This window comes from Pseudomonas sp. NPDC085632 (genome assembly GCF_044541255.1).
GTDB lineage: Bacteria > Pseudomonadota > Gammaproteobacteria > Pseudomonadales > Pseudomonadaceae > Aquipseudomonas.
Window position 1 is genome coordinate 1 of the sequence record NZ_JBITSX010000042.1, and the last position, 12,490, is coordinate 12,490.

Annotated in this window: 13 protein-coding genes and 2 pseudogenes; 11 read left to right on the forward strand and 4 right to left on the reverse strand. The window is 58.8% G+C overall.

Annotated elements, in window-relative coordinates; genetic code table 11:
- Positions 1–438, forward strand: a pseudogene (gene crc / locus ACIF4X_RS21995) (catabolite repression control protein Crc); the annotation flags it as partial.
- A gap of 80 nt (positions 439–518) precedes the next feature.
- On the opposite strand, the gene gltS reads toward crc, so the two are convergent.
- The 3 genes from gltS to rph form a co-directional block, all read right to left on the reverse strand.
- A complete protein-coding gene (gene gltS / locus ACIF4X_RS22000; protein ID WP_397483722.1) occupies positions 519–1,730 on the reverse strand; it encodes a sodium/glutamate symporter in 1,212 nt (403 codons plus the stop codon).
- A gap of 357 nt (positions 1,731–2,087) precedes the next feature.
- Positions 2,088–2,456 (reverse strand): DUF4870 domain-containing protein, encoded by a 369-nt coding sequence (locus ACIF4X_RS22005; protein WP_397483723.1) that lies wholly within the window; start codon positions 2,454–2,456, stop codon positions 2,088–2,090.
- 28 nt (positions 2,457–2,484) lie between these two features.
- Entirely contained in the window at positions 2,485–3,207 is a 723-nt protein-coding gene (rph, locus tag ACIF4X_RS22010; protein WP_016985814.1) for a ribonuclease PH, read from the reverse strand.
- A 267-nt stretch (positions 3,208–3,474) separates the two neighbouring features.
- Between rph and ACIF4X_RS22015 the strand changes: the two genes are divergently transcribed.
- From ACIF4X_RS22015 to ACIF4X_RS22040, 6 genes are all read left to right on the forward strand, one after another.
- Positions 3,475–4,338, forward strand: coding sequence for a YicC/YloC family endoribonuclease (locus tag ACIF4X_RS22015; RefSeq protein ID WP_397483724.1), 864 nt, complete (start codon positions 3,475–3,477; stop codon positions 4,336–4,338).
- A 12-nt stretch (positions 4,339–4,350) separates the two neighbouring features.
- A complete protein-coding gene (gene gmk, locus ACIF4X_RS22020; RefSeq protein ID WP_008078609.1) occupies positions 4,351–4,971 on the forward strand; it encodes a guanylate kinase in 621 nt (206 codons plus the stop codon).
- A gap of 167 nt (positions 4,972–5,138) precedes the next feature.
- Entirely contained in the window at positions 5,139–5,402 is a 264-nt protein-coding gene (rpoZ, locus tag ACIF4X_RS22025) for a DNA-directed RNA polymerase subunit omega (protein ID WP_007894670.1), read from the forward strand.
- Between the two features lie 57 nt (positions 5,403–5,459).
- Positions 5,460–7,565: a bifunctional GTP diphosphokinase/guanosine-3',5'-bis pyrophosphate 3'-pyrophosphohydrolase gene (gene spoT, locus ACIF4X_RS22030; protein ID WP_007920338.1), complete on the forward strand. Its 2,106-nt coding sequence runs from the start codon at positions 5,460–5,462 to the stop codon at positions 7,563–7,565.
- A gap of 24 nt (positions 7,566–7,589) precedes the next feature.
- Positions 7,590–7,970 (forward strand): RidA family protein, encoded by a 381-nt coding sequence (locus ACIF4X_RS22035; RefSeq protein WP_003229509.1) that lies wholly within the window; start codon positions 7,590–7,592, stop codon positions 7,968–7,970.
- Positions 7,971–8,037: 67 nt separating this feature from the next.
- Positions 8,038–8,778 carry a hypothetical protein gene (locus ACIF4X_RS22040; RefSeq protein WP_397483725.1) on the forward strand — a complete coding sequence of 247 codons (741 nt, stop codon included), beginning with the start codon at positions 8,038–8,040 and terminating at the stop codon, positions 8,776–8,778.
- Between the two features lie 137 nt (positions 8,779–8,915).
- Here the strand turns inward: ACIF4X_RS22040 and ACIF4X_RS22045 are convergent, their stop codons facing one another.
- Complete coding sequence (locus ACIF4X_RS22045) at positions 8,916–9,773, reverse strand: SDR family oxidoreductase (protein WP_397483726.1); 858 nt, start codon at positions 9,771–9,773, stop codon at positions 8,916–8,918.
- Between the two features lie 188 nt (positions 9,774–9,961).
- Here ACIF4X_RS22045 and exbB point away from each other — a divergent pair, with 188 nt between their 5' ends.
- From exbB to ACIF4X_RS22065, 4 genes and pseudogenes are all read left to right on the forward strand, one after another.
- Entirely contained in the window at positions 9,962–10,915 is a 954-nt protein-coding gene (gene exbB / locus ACIF4X_RS22050; RefSeq protein WP_397483727.1) for a tonB-system energizer ExbB, read from the forward strand.
- A 6-nt stretch (positions 10,916–10,921) separates the two neighbouring features.
- A complete protein-coding gene (gene exbD / locus ACIF4X_RS22055; RefSeq protein WP_053125060.1) occupies positions 10,922–11,350 on the forward strand; it encodes a TonB system transport protein ExbD in 429 nt (142 codons plus the stop codon).
- Positions 11,347–12,093 (forward strand): energy transducer TonB, encoded by a 747-nt coding sequence (locus tag ACIF4X_RS22060; protein WP_038359287.1) that lies wholly within the window; start codon positions 11,347–11,349, stop codon positions 12,091–12,093. Before exbD ends, ACIF4X_RS22060 begins: the two co-directional genes overlap by 4 nt.
- Positions 12,094–12,371: 278 nt before the next feature.
- Positions 12,372–12,490 (forward strand): annotated as a pseudogene (locus ACIF4X_RS22065) (hypothetical protein); the annotation flags it as partial.

Sequence of the window (12,490 nt, forward strand, 5' to 3'; positions counted from 1 at the left end):
GGCGATGAGGACTTGAACCAGAAGTTCATGCTCATGGACGACTTCGGCAAGTACCTGGACAAACAGCGGCGCAAACGTCGCGAGTACATTTATTGTGGCTCGCTGTACGTGGCGCAGCAGAAACTCGACATCAAAAACTGGCGCGACAGCCAGCAATCCCCGGGCTTCCTGGCGCCAGAACGCGCCTGGATGGACGAGATTGTCGGCAACATGGGCTATGTTGATGCATTGCGCGAAGTCAGCCGTGAAGGCGACCAGTACAGCTGGTGGCCGGATAACGAGCAGGCCGAGATGCTCAATCTGGGCTGGCGCTTCGATTACCAGATCCTGACCCCAGGCCTGCGACGCTTCGTACGTAGCGCACGTCTGCCACGTCAGCCGCGGTTCTCGCAGCACGCACCGCTGATCGTCGACTACGACTGGACGCTGACCATCTAAGCGTCGCTTTGCAGTACAAAAAATGCCCGTATCGCAAGATACGGGCATTTTTTATATGTCACGTCCAGACAGACTCGAATTCAGACTGCCGCAAAGAACGGCAAAGCCAGATACAGCTTGATCACGATGACATTGATAATGTCGATGAAGAACGCTCCGACCATCGGCACCACCAGAAACGCGATCTGCGAGGGTCCGTAGCGCTGCGTCACGGCCTGCATATTGGCAATGGCAGTCGGCGTGGCACCAAGACCAAAACCGCAGTGCCCAGCCGCCAGCACGGCCGCGTCGTAGTTGCGCCCCATCATCCGGAATGTCACGAAAATCGCGAACAACGCCATGACCAGCGCCTGTACAGCCAGAATGATGAAAATTGGCAACGCCAGTGCGGCCAGATCCCACAACTTGAGCGACATCAGGGCAATCGCCAGAAACAGCGACAAGCTGACATTGCCCAGCACCGACACTTCACGCTCGAACACCTGATACAGGCCCAGCGCCGAGAGCCCGTTGCGCAATACCACGCCCACAAACAGGACACAAACAAACGTCGGCAACTCGAATGCGGTCCCCTGCAGCAGGCCGTTCAACAGATTGCCCGCCAGCAAACTGACCGCGATCAGGGCGAGTGTTTCTATAAACGAAAACGGGGTAATCGAGCGTTCTTTGTTTGGTTGCTCGAAGCCTTTCGGCAACCGCGGCGGCGCATCCGGACTCTGACAACCGGGCACCTGCACTCGCTTGATGAGCAAACGCGCGACCGGCCCGCCAATCAAACCACCCAGTACCAGACCAAACGTCGCGGAGGCCATCGCCAGTTCCGAGGCAGACTCCAGACCATACTTCTCGTTGAATACCGTGCCCCACGCAGCACCGGTGCCATGACCGCCCGCCAGGGTGATCGAGCCGGTCAGCAACCCCATCAACGGATCGAGCCCGAGCATTTTTGCCAAGCCGATACCCATCGCATTCTGCACCACCAACAGGCCGGTGACCGCCAGCAGAAATATCCCGACGATGCGCCCGCCTTTCTTCAAGCTGGCAAAATCTGCGCTCAGACCAATGGTGGCAAAAAAGGCCAACATCAATGGTGTCTGCAGGGAAGTATCGAAACGAATTTCAATATCGAACGTCCGCAGCAGCAACAAGAGCAAGGCAACTACCAAGCCACCCGCGACAGGTTCGGGAATATTGTAACTGCGCATGAAACCTACACGCATAACGAGCCCACGCCCCAGAAGAAGTACTAAGGAGGCGGCCACAAGTGTTCCGTAAAAATCGAGCTGAATCATTGGGATTATTCTTGGCTATATATTCAGAGGCGAGCTATTTACCTGCACGCGCCTCATGAACCGGCTGATTGTCTCAACACTGATTACTCGGAAATTCAATAGCCTTCGATGGCTTGAATATATCTTAATATTTCAGGAGAAATATTATCCGAGCAACTTTAACAATCGTCGCCTTTGATTCCAAGACCATGAATCCGAACTAAGCCGATGCAGTTGTGACTAAAAGTGTATATACAGAAAGAGTATCGACCGATCATCGCGATCAGATTATTCCTACCCATAATAGCGATTAATTTTGTTGCATTAGTAAAATGCCCTGACAGGTCAGGGCATTTGTTTTAAAACTTTTCGAGCGTCTTATTTGATCAGCCGCCAGGTAAACGGATATCGGTAAGGAAAACCTTCATTGGCCTTCACACCGGCGATGATCGTCAAAACCAGCGCGCCGATAGCCAGTATGCCCAACAGAAAGAACCCGATGATCAACACCATCAGCAGGAAACAGATCAACGAGGCGATGGCGACGGTGATCTGAAAATTCAGCGCCTCTTTACCTTGAGCATCAATGAACGGATCCGTCTCGCGCTTCATCTGCCAGAGGATCAATGGTCCGATCAGATTGCCGAACGGAATCCAGATCCCCAGCAAGGCGGACAAGTGACAAAACATCGCCCACTGGCGAACCTCCTGGCTCGGCTTGGGCAGCAACTCTTCCTCGTCACTCATCGCGTCCTCCTTGCGGTTATGAACCTGCTCAGTCGGCCAGTGCAGCCTTTTGCAGTTCGAAGATTTCGTTCATGCCTTGCTTGGCCAGTTCCAGCATGGCGTTGAGGTCTTCAGGCTGGAACGGCGCGCCTTCGGCCGTGCCCTGCACTTCGATGAAACCACCGGTGCTGGTCATCACCACATTGAGGTCAGTCTCGGCAGCGGAATCTTCAAGATAGTCCAGATCCAGCACGGCCTCGCCCTGATACATGCCGACCGATACCGCACCGATCATTTGCTTGAGCGGATCGCCGCCCTTCAGGCCGCCACGCTTCTTGATCACTTTCAACGCATCAACCAGTGCAACCATGGCGCCAGTGATGGAAGCGGTGCGCGTGCCACCGTCAGCCTGGATCACGTCGCAGTCGACGTACAGGGTCACGTCGCCCAGCTTGGACATGTCCAGTGCAGCGCGCAGGGAACGGCCGATCAGACGCTGGATTTCCAGAGTGCGACCGCCCTGCTTGCCACGGCTCGCTTCACGCTGGTTACGCTCACCGGTGGCACGCGGTAGCATGCCGTACTCGGCAGTCAACCAACCCTGACCCTGGCCTTTAAGGAAGCGCGGCACGCCGTTTTCGACGCTGACGGTGCAGATGACTTTGGTATCACCGAACTCGACCAGTACGGATCCCTCGGCGTGTTTGGTGTAGTTGCGGGTAATGCGGATCGAGCGGAGCTGATCGGCAGCGCGACCACTTGGACGTTTCATAGGGAATACCTGTACTGGGGACGGAAAACTGCCGAGCATTATAGAGCGCTGCACCGCGACTGGGCACTCGTTAAAAAATCCGGGCGACGATCGAAGGCTCTGAAATACCCATTACCGACGGGCTGCAGCCCTTTGTCACACCGTGTGTTTGGGCGCATTCGCCGCACTGCGCTACAATCCTGCGCCTTTGCTGCCAGTCGGCTTAAATTCATTGATATCGAGCCTGCGGACATCTGCCGCGCCGATCTGCATTGCGAGGTCACCGCCATGGTGCACAGCATGACCGCCTTCGCCCGCGTCGAAAAAGCCGGCGCCCAGGGCACCCTGAGCTGGGAGCTGCGCTCGGTCAACAGCCGCTACCTTGAACCCCACCTGCGTTTGCCGGAGTCGTTTCGCGACCTCGAAGGCGCGGTGCGTGAAGCGCTGCGTCAGGGCCTGTCACGAGGCAAACTCGAATGCACCCTGCGTTTCACCGAAGAAAGCACCGGCAAAACACTGCAAATCGATCGCGAGCGCGCCGCGCAGTTGGTCGCCGCCGCTGAGACGGTCGCTGGTCTGATCAAGAATCCTGCCGCATTGAATCCGCTGGAAGTGCTGGCCTGGCCCGGCGTATTGGTGGGCGATGCGACCGACCCACAGGCGCTGAATGCCGACGCGCTGACCCTTTTCAACCAAGGCCTGAAAGAGTTGAAGGCCGGCCGCGAGCGCGAAGGCGCGGAGCTGGCACGCTTGATCAACGAGCGCCTGACCGCCATCGAAGAAGACGTCGTGACCCTGCGTGAACTGGTACCGCAGATGCTCGCCACCCAACGTCAGAAAGTCCTCGACCGCTTCACCGACATGAAGGCCGAGCTTGATCCGCAGCGCCTCGAACAGGAAATGGTCATGCTCGCGCAAAAGAGCGATGTGGCCGAAGAACTGGATCGACTGAGCACCCACATCATCGAAGTGCGCCGGGTACTGAAGTCCGGCGGTGCGGCTGGACGCCGCCTCGACTTCCTGATGCAGGAACTCAACCGCGAAGCCAACACACTGGGCTCCAAGGCCTTCGACCCGCGCAGCACCCAAGCCGCCGTCAACCTCAAGGTGTTGATCGAGCAGATGCGCGAACAAGTGCAGAATATTGAGTAAGGCAACCCCGACATGACCCACAGCACCGGCACCCTGTACATCATTTCCGCGCCATCGGGCGCGGGCAAAAGCAGTCTGGTCAAGGCATTGACCGACGCCATACCGGAAATCCGCGTTTCGGTTTCCCACACCACCCGTGCCATGCGTCCGGGTGAAGTGGACGGCGTGAACTATCACTTCGTGACCCGCGAAGAGTTTGTGAAGATGGGCGAGCATGGTGACTTCCTCGAACGCGCCGAAGTCTTCGGCAACTTCTACGGCACCTCGCAAAGTCGCCTGCAGCAAACGCTCGACGAAGGTCACGACCTGATTCTGGAAATCGACTGGCAAGGCGCCGAGCAAGTGCGCAAGCTGATGCCGCAAGCACGCTCGATCTTTATTCTGCCGCCGTCGCTTCAAGCCCTGCACCAGCGCCTGACTAATCGCGGTCAGGACAGCGACGAGATCATTGACGGACGGATGCGCGAAGCGGTCAGCGAGATGAGTCACTATGTCGAGTACGACTACTTGATCATCAACGACGATTTTGCTCACGCACTGGACGATCTGAAGGCGATTTTCCGCGCCAATCAACTCCAACAGAAACGCCAGCAGGTACGTTTCGGCAAATTGCTGGCCGAATTACTCGGTTAATCAGCACTTCCCAAAACGCCTGCAAGCGCTTTACATTGGCACTTGCAGCGCGTTGAAGAGCTTGGTTAAAAAATCAGCGCTTCCCTAATCGCTGGTGATTTTTTAAACTGTTGAGTCCGCTCGCCCAACCGGGCAGCGCGCATATTGCATTCGCTCCGAGGAATACCATGGCCCGCGTAACCGTTGAAGACTGCCTGAACCACGTGGAAAACCGTTTTGAGCTGGTCATGCTCTCTACCAAACGTGCCCGTCAACTGGCCACCGGCGGCAAAGAGCCACTGGTTCAGTGGGAAAACGACAAGCCTACCGTTGTAGCGCTGCGTGAAATCGCTGAAGGCCTGATGAGCTACGAGTTCATCGCCAACGCTGAAATCGTCGAAGACGAACCGCTGTTCGCAGCGTTCGAGGACGAGTCCAACGAGGCCGTCTAAGCCTATGCCTGGTCGACGTAGCACGGCGCGGGGTCACAACCTACGGCAGGAATTATCATGCCGAGCATAGACGCCCTCGCCGATCGCTTATCGACCTACCTCGGCAACGACCAGGTCAACCTGGTCCGCCGGGCGTATTTCTACGCCGAACAAGCCCATGACGGTCAACGCCGTCGCAGCGGCGAGGCGTACGTCACGCATCCTCTTGCGGTGGCCAATATTCTTGCCGACATGCACATGGACCATCAGAGCCTGATGGCCGCGATGCTGCATGACGTGATCGAAGACACCGGTATCGCCAAAGAAGCGCTGCAAGCGCAGTTCGGTGAAACCGTGGCCGAACTGGTCGACGGGGTCAGCAAACTGACCCAGATGAATTTCGAGACCAAGGCCGAAGCCCAAGCCGAAAACTTTCAGAAAATGGCCATGGCCATGGCACGCGACATTCGCGTGATCCTGGTCAAGCTCGCCGACCGCCTGCACAACATGCGCACGCTGGAAGTGCTGTCCGGCGAAAAACGCCGACGCATCGCCAAGGAAACCCTCGAAATCTACGCGCCCATCGCCAACCGGCTGGGCATGCATGCCATTCGTATCGAATTCGAAGACCTCGGCTTCAAGGCCATGCACCCGATGCGTTCCGCGCGGATCTACCAGGCGGTCAAGCGCGCCCGGGGCAACCGCAAGGAAATCGTCAACAAGATCGAGGAATCCCTCGGCCATTGCCTCGCTATCGACGGCATCCAGGGCGAAGTCAGCGGTCGCCAGAAACACCTCTACGGCATCTACAAGAAAATGCGCGGCAAGCGTCGGGCCTTCAACGAGATCATGGACGTCTACGCGTTCCGGATCATCGTCGACAAGGTCGATACCTGCTACCGCGTGCTGGGTGCTGTACATAATTTGTACAAACCGTTGCCAGGGCGCTTCAAGGATTACATCGCGATCCCCAAGGCCAACGGCTATCAGTCGCTGCACACCACGCTGTTCGGCATGCACGGCGTACCGATCGAGATCCAGATCCGTACCCGCGAAATGGAGGAGATGGCCAACAACGGCATCGCCGCTCACTGGCTGTACAAATCCAGCGGTGACGAGCAGCCGAAAGGTACTCACGCCCGCGCACGCCAATGGGTCAAAGGCGTGCTGGAAATGCAGCAGCGTGCCGGCAACTCGCTGGAGTTCATCGAGAGCGTGAAGATCGACCTGTTCCCGGACGAGGTCTACGTGTTCACGCCAAAAGGCCGGATCATGGAGCTGCCGAAAGGCTCCACGGCAGTCGACTTTGCCTACGCGGTACACACCGACGTCGGCAACAGCTGCATCGCCTGCCGGATCAACCGTCGTCTCGCGCCGCTGTCCGAACCGCTGCAAAGCGGCTCCACAGTCGAGATCGTCAGCGCCCCGGGCGCACGACCGAATCCGGCGTGGCTCAATTTCGTCGTCACCGGCAAGGCGCGCACGCACATCCGCCACGCGCTGAAACTGCAACGTCGCTCCGAGTCCATCAGCCTCGGCGAACGCCTGCTGAACAAGGTGCTCAACGGCTTCGACAGTTCGCTGGAGAAGATCCCGGCCGAACGCGTCAAAGCGATGCTCACCGAGTACCGCCTCGAACTGATCGAAGATTTGCTTGAAGACATCGGCCTGGGCAACCGCATGGCCTATGTGGTCGCTCGCCGCCTGCTCGGCGAAGGCGAACAGTTGCCAAGCCCCGAAGGCCCGCTGGCGATTCGCGGCACTGAAGGTCTGGTGCTCAGCTACGCCAAATGCTGTACGCCGATCCCGGGCGACCCGATTGTCGGGCACTTATCGGCGGGCAAAGGCATGGTCGTGCACCTGGACAACTGCCGCAACATCAGCGAAATCCGGCACAACCCGGAAAAATGCATCCAGCTCTCATGGGCCAAGGATGTTACCGGCGAATTCAACGTCGAACTGCGCGTCGAGCTGGAACACCAGCGCGGCCTGATCGCTCTGCTGGCCAGCAGCGTCAACGCGGCCGACGGCAATATCGAGAAAATCAGCATGGACGAACGCGATGGTCGCATCAGCGTGGTCCAGTTGGTGGTCAGCGTCCACGACCGTGTGCACCTGGCCCGCGTGATCAAGAAGCTGCGCGCCTTGACCGGGGTGATCCGCATCACCCGCATGCGTGCATAACTCAACCATTACAAGGAGTCATACATGACCAAGACTGTTATCACCAGCGACAAGGCCCCGGCCGCCATTGGTACTTACTCCCAGGCGATCAAGGCTGGCAATACCGTTTACATGTCGGGTCAGATTCCTCTGGACCCAAAAACCATGGAACTGGTTGAAGGCTTCGAAGCCCAGACCGTCCAGGTCTTCGAGAACCTCAAAGCCGTGGCCGAAGCGGCCGGCGGTTCGTTCAAAGACATCGTCAAACTGAACATTTTCCTCACCGACCTGAGCCACTTCGCCAAGGTCAACGAGATCATGGGCAAGTACTTCGACCAGCCATACCCGGCCCGCGCCGCCATCGGCGTTGCCGCCCTGCCAAAGGGTTCGCAGGTTGAAATGGATGCCATTCTGGTCATCGAGTGATGCGCACGGCGCGGCCTTCAAACGCCGCGCCGACTGCTGCAAGAAAAGGTTTTGAAAGGATTCCACCATGCGCAAAGCGCTAGCTCTCCCGCTGCTCGCCATTTTCCTCGGCGGCTGCGCCAGCAACCCTGCCGACCGTGACATCAGCGGCACCTGGATCAACCAGGTGGCGATCGATGCCGCAGCCAAGGGCGGCCCCCTGCGCGAAGCGCTTCAGGCTTATGGCCCGAACCTGGAGTGGGACGTCAACACCAAGGCCAGTCAGGCCCGCTACACCAACGGTTTTGAGAACGTCGAAGGACGGCTGCTGGATGAAAAATCCGGCGCCTGGAAAGTCGACTTCTATGGCAGCTCCGCCAGCGAGCTGAAACGCGATGGCGGGCAACTGCAGCAAGCCGCCAGCGATAACGAACCCGAGCAGGTGTTCGACCGCGCACAGATTCCGGTGCCGGAAGGCGCGCCGATTGGCGCCAGTTTCGAACGTGCGCTGTATTCGGCCTATCTGGGCGGTGACTGGAAAATCACCAACGGCCAAGGCGAAGGCAGTACCGTGCAATTTCAGGCGGATGGCCAGGTCTCCGGCTTACCGGGGGCCGACCGTTATGCGTTATGCCTGGCGGGCGATTGCGCGTCGATGAGCAACGGCAACGACAGCATGTGGTTGCAGCAGAACGGTCAGGGCAATAACTGGATCTTTGTGCGCAAGGGCAAAGAGCTGGAAATCCTCCAGGCGGTGAATGCCGCGCTGGCGGATGAACAACCGCAGTTCACCGCGGGTGAGCGCAAGTGGTTGCTCGAGAAACAATAACCGCACCTGAGAACAACACTTAACCCTGTGGGAGCGGGCTTGCCCGCGATGAGGCCATCAGATTCAACACTTGTGTTGGCTGCCTGGCCGCCATCGCGGGCAAGCCCGCTCCCACAGAGGTTTGTGGTGTCTGGGACTCAGCATTTACCTTCAAGGATCGCGGCATAGCCTTCGCGGTAGCTCGGGTACGTTGGCGTCCAGCCCAACGCTTTAGCCCGCGTATTGCTGCAGCGTTTGCTGCCGGTGCGCCGCACGCTGGCATCTTCAGACCATTCGGTAACGCCCAGATACTCACGCAACCAGCCTACGACTTCAGCTAACGGCGCTGGCGCATCGTCGACACCGATGTAGAAATCGTCCAGTTTCACGCCCTGCCGAGCCTTTTCCAGCAGAAACGCCAGCAATCCTGCCGCGTCGTCAGCATGAATCCGATTGCCATACAGTGGCGGCTCGACGGCTACGCGATAGCCACGGCGCACCTGCGTCAGCAGCCATTCGCGGCCCGGTCCGTAGATGCCGGTCAGGCGCAGGATGCTCGCCGGGATGCCGCTCTTGAGCGCGACCTGTTCCGCTTCAAGCATCAGTCGCCCGGAATATCCCGCCGCCACCGTCTCGGACGTCTCATCAACCCACTCACCCTCCTGCTGCCCATAAACACTGCTGCTGGAGACGAAGATCAACCGCTCCGGCACCTGCCCGTAGTCATCCAGCCAGCTCAGCACATTCTGCAAACCCTGCACGTAAGCCGCGCGGTAACCGGCCTCATCGTGATCAGTCGCCGCTGCGCAATACACCAGATAGTCCACTGCACCCACCGGCCAGGTTGCCGGGCAGTCTTCATTAAACAGGTCGCCGGCAACGCCAATAACCCCATCAGGCAGCTTCGAAACATCACGGCGCAGGCCATGAACTTCCCAGCCAGCCGCCAGCAATTGCTTGGCCAGACGACTGCCGACATCACCACAACCGGCAATCAAAACAGAAGGCGCGGACATCAAAAAACTCCCATCGGAAAGGTACAGACTAGCGCTGGCAAAGGACGAACGGCTAGCAATGCAGGAAAAAAAGATACTCTATTACTTTTGTTAACAAGAATTACTTGCAATAATGCACGCCACTTTTGTTCTCGGCCTTACGAGGCCTGGTAGAGCATCACCGTTTTTCTATCTCAGGTCCGGCCAGCATGACACGTAATCAAATCCCCGCTTCGCCAACCAAACGACCTCGCGCCTGGAGCGCAGTGGCGGCTCTGTTGCTCAGCCTGATGCTGGCGCCGACTGCCGCTTTCGCCGACGCCCAGGCACCTGCAACGCCAGCCGCCACCGAGCAAAGCGCACCAGCCGCCGCTCCTGCTACCCCGGCCGCTACCGATCCGGTGCAAGCGGTTGACACTGCCGACGCCCCTGAAGTCCTCGAAGCCGACAACAGCCTGGGCATGGCCCACGACCTGTCGCCATGGGGCATGTACCAGAACGCCGACATCATCGTGAAAATCGTGATGATCGGTCTGGCCATCGCTTCCATCATCACCTGGACCATCTGGATCGCCAAAGGCTTCGAGCTGATGGGCGCCAAGCGTCGTCTGCGTGGCGAAATCGCCGCTCTGAAGAAAGCCACCACCCTCAAAGAAGCCAGCGCCACCGCCGGCAAGGAAGGCACCCTCGCCAACCTGCTGGTGCACGACGCCCTCGAAGAAATGCGCCTGTCGGTCAACAGCCGGGAGAAAGAAGGCATCAAGGAACGCGTGAGCTTCCGTCTCGAGCGCCTGGTAGCAGCCTGCGGTCGCAACATGAGTAGCGGCACTGGCGTGCTCGCCACCATCGGTTCCACCGCGCCGTTCGTCGGTCTGTTCGGTACCGTCTGGGGCATCATGAACTCCTTCATCGGCATCGCCAAAACCCAGACCACCAACCTTGCCGTTGTCGCGCCAGGTATTGCTGAAGCACTGCTGGCCACTGCATTGGGTCTGGTTGCCGCGATCCCTGCGGTAGTGATCTACAACGTCTTCGCCCGCTCCATCGCCGGTTACAAGGCGCAGGTTTCCGACGCTTCGGCAGAAGTGCTGCTGCTGGTCAGCCGTGACCTCGATCACCAGCCTGAGCGCAGCTCGCAGCCGCACATGGTTAAAGTGGGGTAATCGGCCATGGGCCTGCATTTGAAAGAAGGCGCAGACGACGATCTGGCCGAGAACCACGAAATCAACGTCACGCCGTTCATCGACGTGATGCTGGTGCTGCTGATCATCTTCATGGTGGCCGCTCCGTTGGCCACTGTGGACATCAAAGTCGACCTGCCTGCCTCGACCGCCAAACCGGCGCCGCGGCCAGAGAAACCGGTGTTCCTCAGCGTAAAAGCTGATCAGCGCCTGTTCCTCGGCGAAGACGAAGTGAAGCCCGAAGCACTGGGCGCAACCCTCGACGCCAGAACCAAGGGCAAGAAAGACACCACCATCTTCTTCCAGGCCGATAAAGGCGTGGATTACGGCGACCTGATGAGCGTGATGGATAACCTGCGCTCTGCCGGTTACCTGAAGGTCGGTCTGGTCGGACTTGAGACGGCAGCCAAGAAATGATCACGACGCGCCATAAGCTGACGCGTTACAGCGGTAGCCTGGCCGTGGTGCTGGGCGTTCACGCGCTGGCCATCGCGCTGGCGCTGAACTGGACCGCCCGCCCGCCCATCGAATTGCCGCCGCAGGCAATGATGGTCGAGCTGGCCCCGGTTCCGGCCCCGCCACCGCCTGCTCCGCCGAAAGTCGTCACACCGCCGCAGCCCCCGGCTCCGGTGGAAGAGTTGCCGATTCCGAAGCTGGCCGAAGCACCGAAAGCTGAAATCGCGGTGCAGAAACCCAAACCGAAGCCCAAGCCTAAACCGCCGAAGCCGGTCGAGAAGAAGCTGCCAGATCCGCCAAAGGAAAAACCTTCCGAGGAGAAACCGGCCGACACGCAACCGACTCAGGCGCCGACGGAGAAATCCGCCCAGCCTGCGCCAGGTCCATCGCCGGCTCAGATGGCTGCCAAGGCCAGTTGGCAAGGCACCCTGCTTGCGCATTTGGCCAAGTACAAAAAGTACCCGGCCAGTGCTCAGGCACGGGGCAAGGAAGGCTTGAACCGTCTGCGCTTCGTGGTGGATGCCGAAGGTAATGTGCTGTCGTTCGAACTGGTGGGCCGCTCCGGCAACGCCGATCTGGACCGGGCCACCCTGGAAATGATCCGCCGCGCCCAACCGCTGCCCAAGCCACCGGCCGACATGCTGAACAATGGCTCGATCGAAATTGTGGCGCCGTTTGTTTACTCCCTCGAACGCCGCCGCTAAGCAACACCGCAATACCCTGTGGGAGCTGGCTTGCCAGCGATTGCAGCGTGTCAGAGAAGGATTTATTGACTGACCCACCGCTATCGCTGGCAAGCCAGCTCCCACAAGGTTCTCCGCCAGCCAAGAGAACCCAGTCACAAGGCACCGAAAGGTGCCTTTTGCGTATCTGCACGCGGCAAACCCACATTGCTCGGTGTCGCACTCCCCACTCAGTCTGATAACGTGCGTCTATCGATTGCAGCCGGTATGCTTGGCCCGCATCTTCATGGACGCTTGCTATGACCCTCACAGAATTACGCTACATCGTAACCCTCGCCCAAGAGCAGCATTTCGGCCACGCCGCGATCACTTTGAACGGCTCGCTCGGCGGAATGTAGAAGTCGTTGGCAGTCTTGTC

What these genes read in the sequence shown, in the direction of transcription:
- ACIF4X_RS22005 (WP_397483723.1), bottom strand. Translation starts at nt 2,456, where the DNA reads ATGAGTGACGAGGAAGAGTTGCTGCCCAAGCCGAGCCAGGAGGTTCGC.
- exbB (WP_397483727.1), top strand. Translation starts at nt 9,962, where the DNA reads ATGACACGTAATCAAATCCCCGCTTCGCCAACCAAACGACCTCGCGCC.
- rpoZ (WP_007894670.1), top strand. Translation starts at nt 5,139, where the DNA reads ATGGCCCGCGTAACCGTTGAAGACTGCCTGAACCACGTGGAAAACCGT.
- ACIF4X_RS22045 (WP_397483726.1), bottom strand. Translation starts at nt 9,773, where the DNA reads ATGTCCGCGCCTTCTGTTTTGATTGCCGGTTGTGGTGATGTCGGCAGT.
- gmk (WP_008078609.1), top strand. Translation starts at nt 4,351, where the DNA reads ATGACCCACAGCACCGGCACCCTGTACATCATTTCCGCGCCATCGGGC.
- gltS (WP_397483722.1), bottom strand. Translation starts at nt 1,730, where the DNA reads ATGATTCAGCTCGATTTTTACGGAACACTTGTGGCCGCCTCCTTAGTA.
- ACIF4X_RS22015 (WP_397483724.1), top strand. Translation starts at nt 3,475, where the DNA reads ATGGTGCACAGCATGACCGCCTTCGCCCGCGTCGAAAAAGCCGGCGCC.
- ACIF4X_RS22035 (WP_003229509.1), top strand. Translation starts at nt 7,590, where the DNA reads ATGACCAAGACTGTTATCACCAGCGACAAGGCCCCGGCCGCCATTGGT.
- rph (WP_016985814.1), bottom strand. Translation starts at nt 3,207, where the DNA reads ATGAAACGTCCAAGTGGTCGCGCTGCCGATCAGCTCCGCTCGATCCGC.
- ACIF4X_RS22060 (WP_038359287.1), top strand. Translation starts at nt 11,347, where the DNA reads ATGATCACGACGCGCCATAAGCTGACGCGTTACAGCGGTAGCCTGGCC.
- spoT (WP_007920338.1), top strand. Translation starts at nt 5,460, where the DNA reads ATGCCGAGCATAGACGCCCTCGCCGATCGCTTATCGACCTACCTCGGC.
- ACIF4X_RS22040 (WP_397483725.1), top strand. Translation starts at nt 8,038, where the DNA reads ATGCGCAAAGCGCTAGCTCTCCCGCTGCTCGCCATTTTCCTCGGCGGC.
- exbD (WP_053125060.1), top strand. Translation starts at nt 10,922, where the DNA reads ATGGGCCTGCATTTGAAAGAAGGCGCAGACGACGATCTGGCCGAGAAC.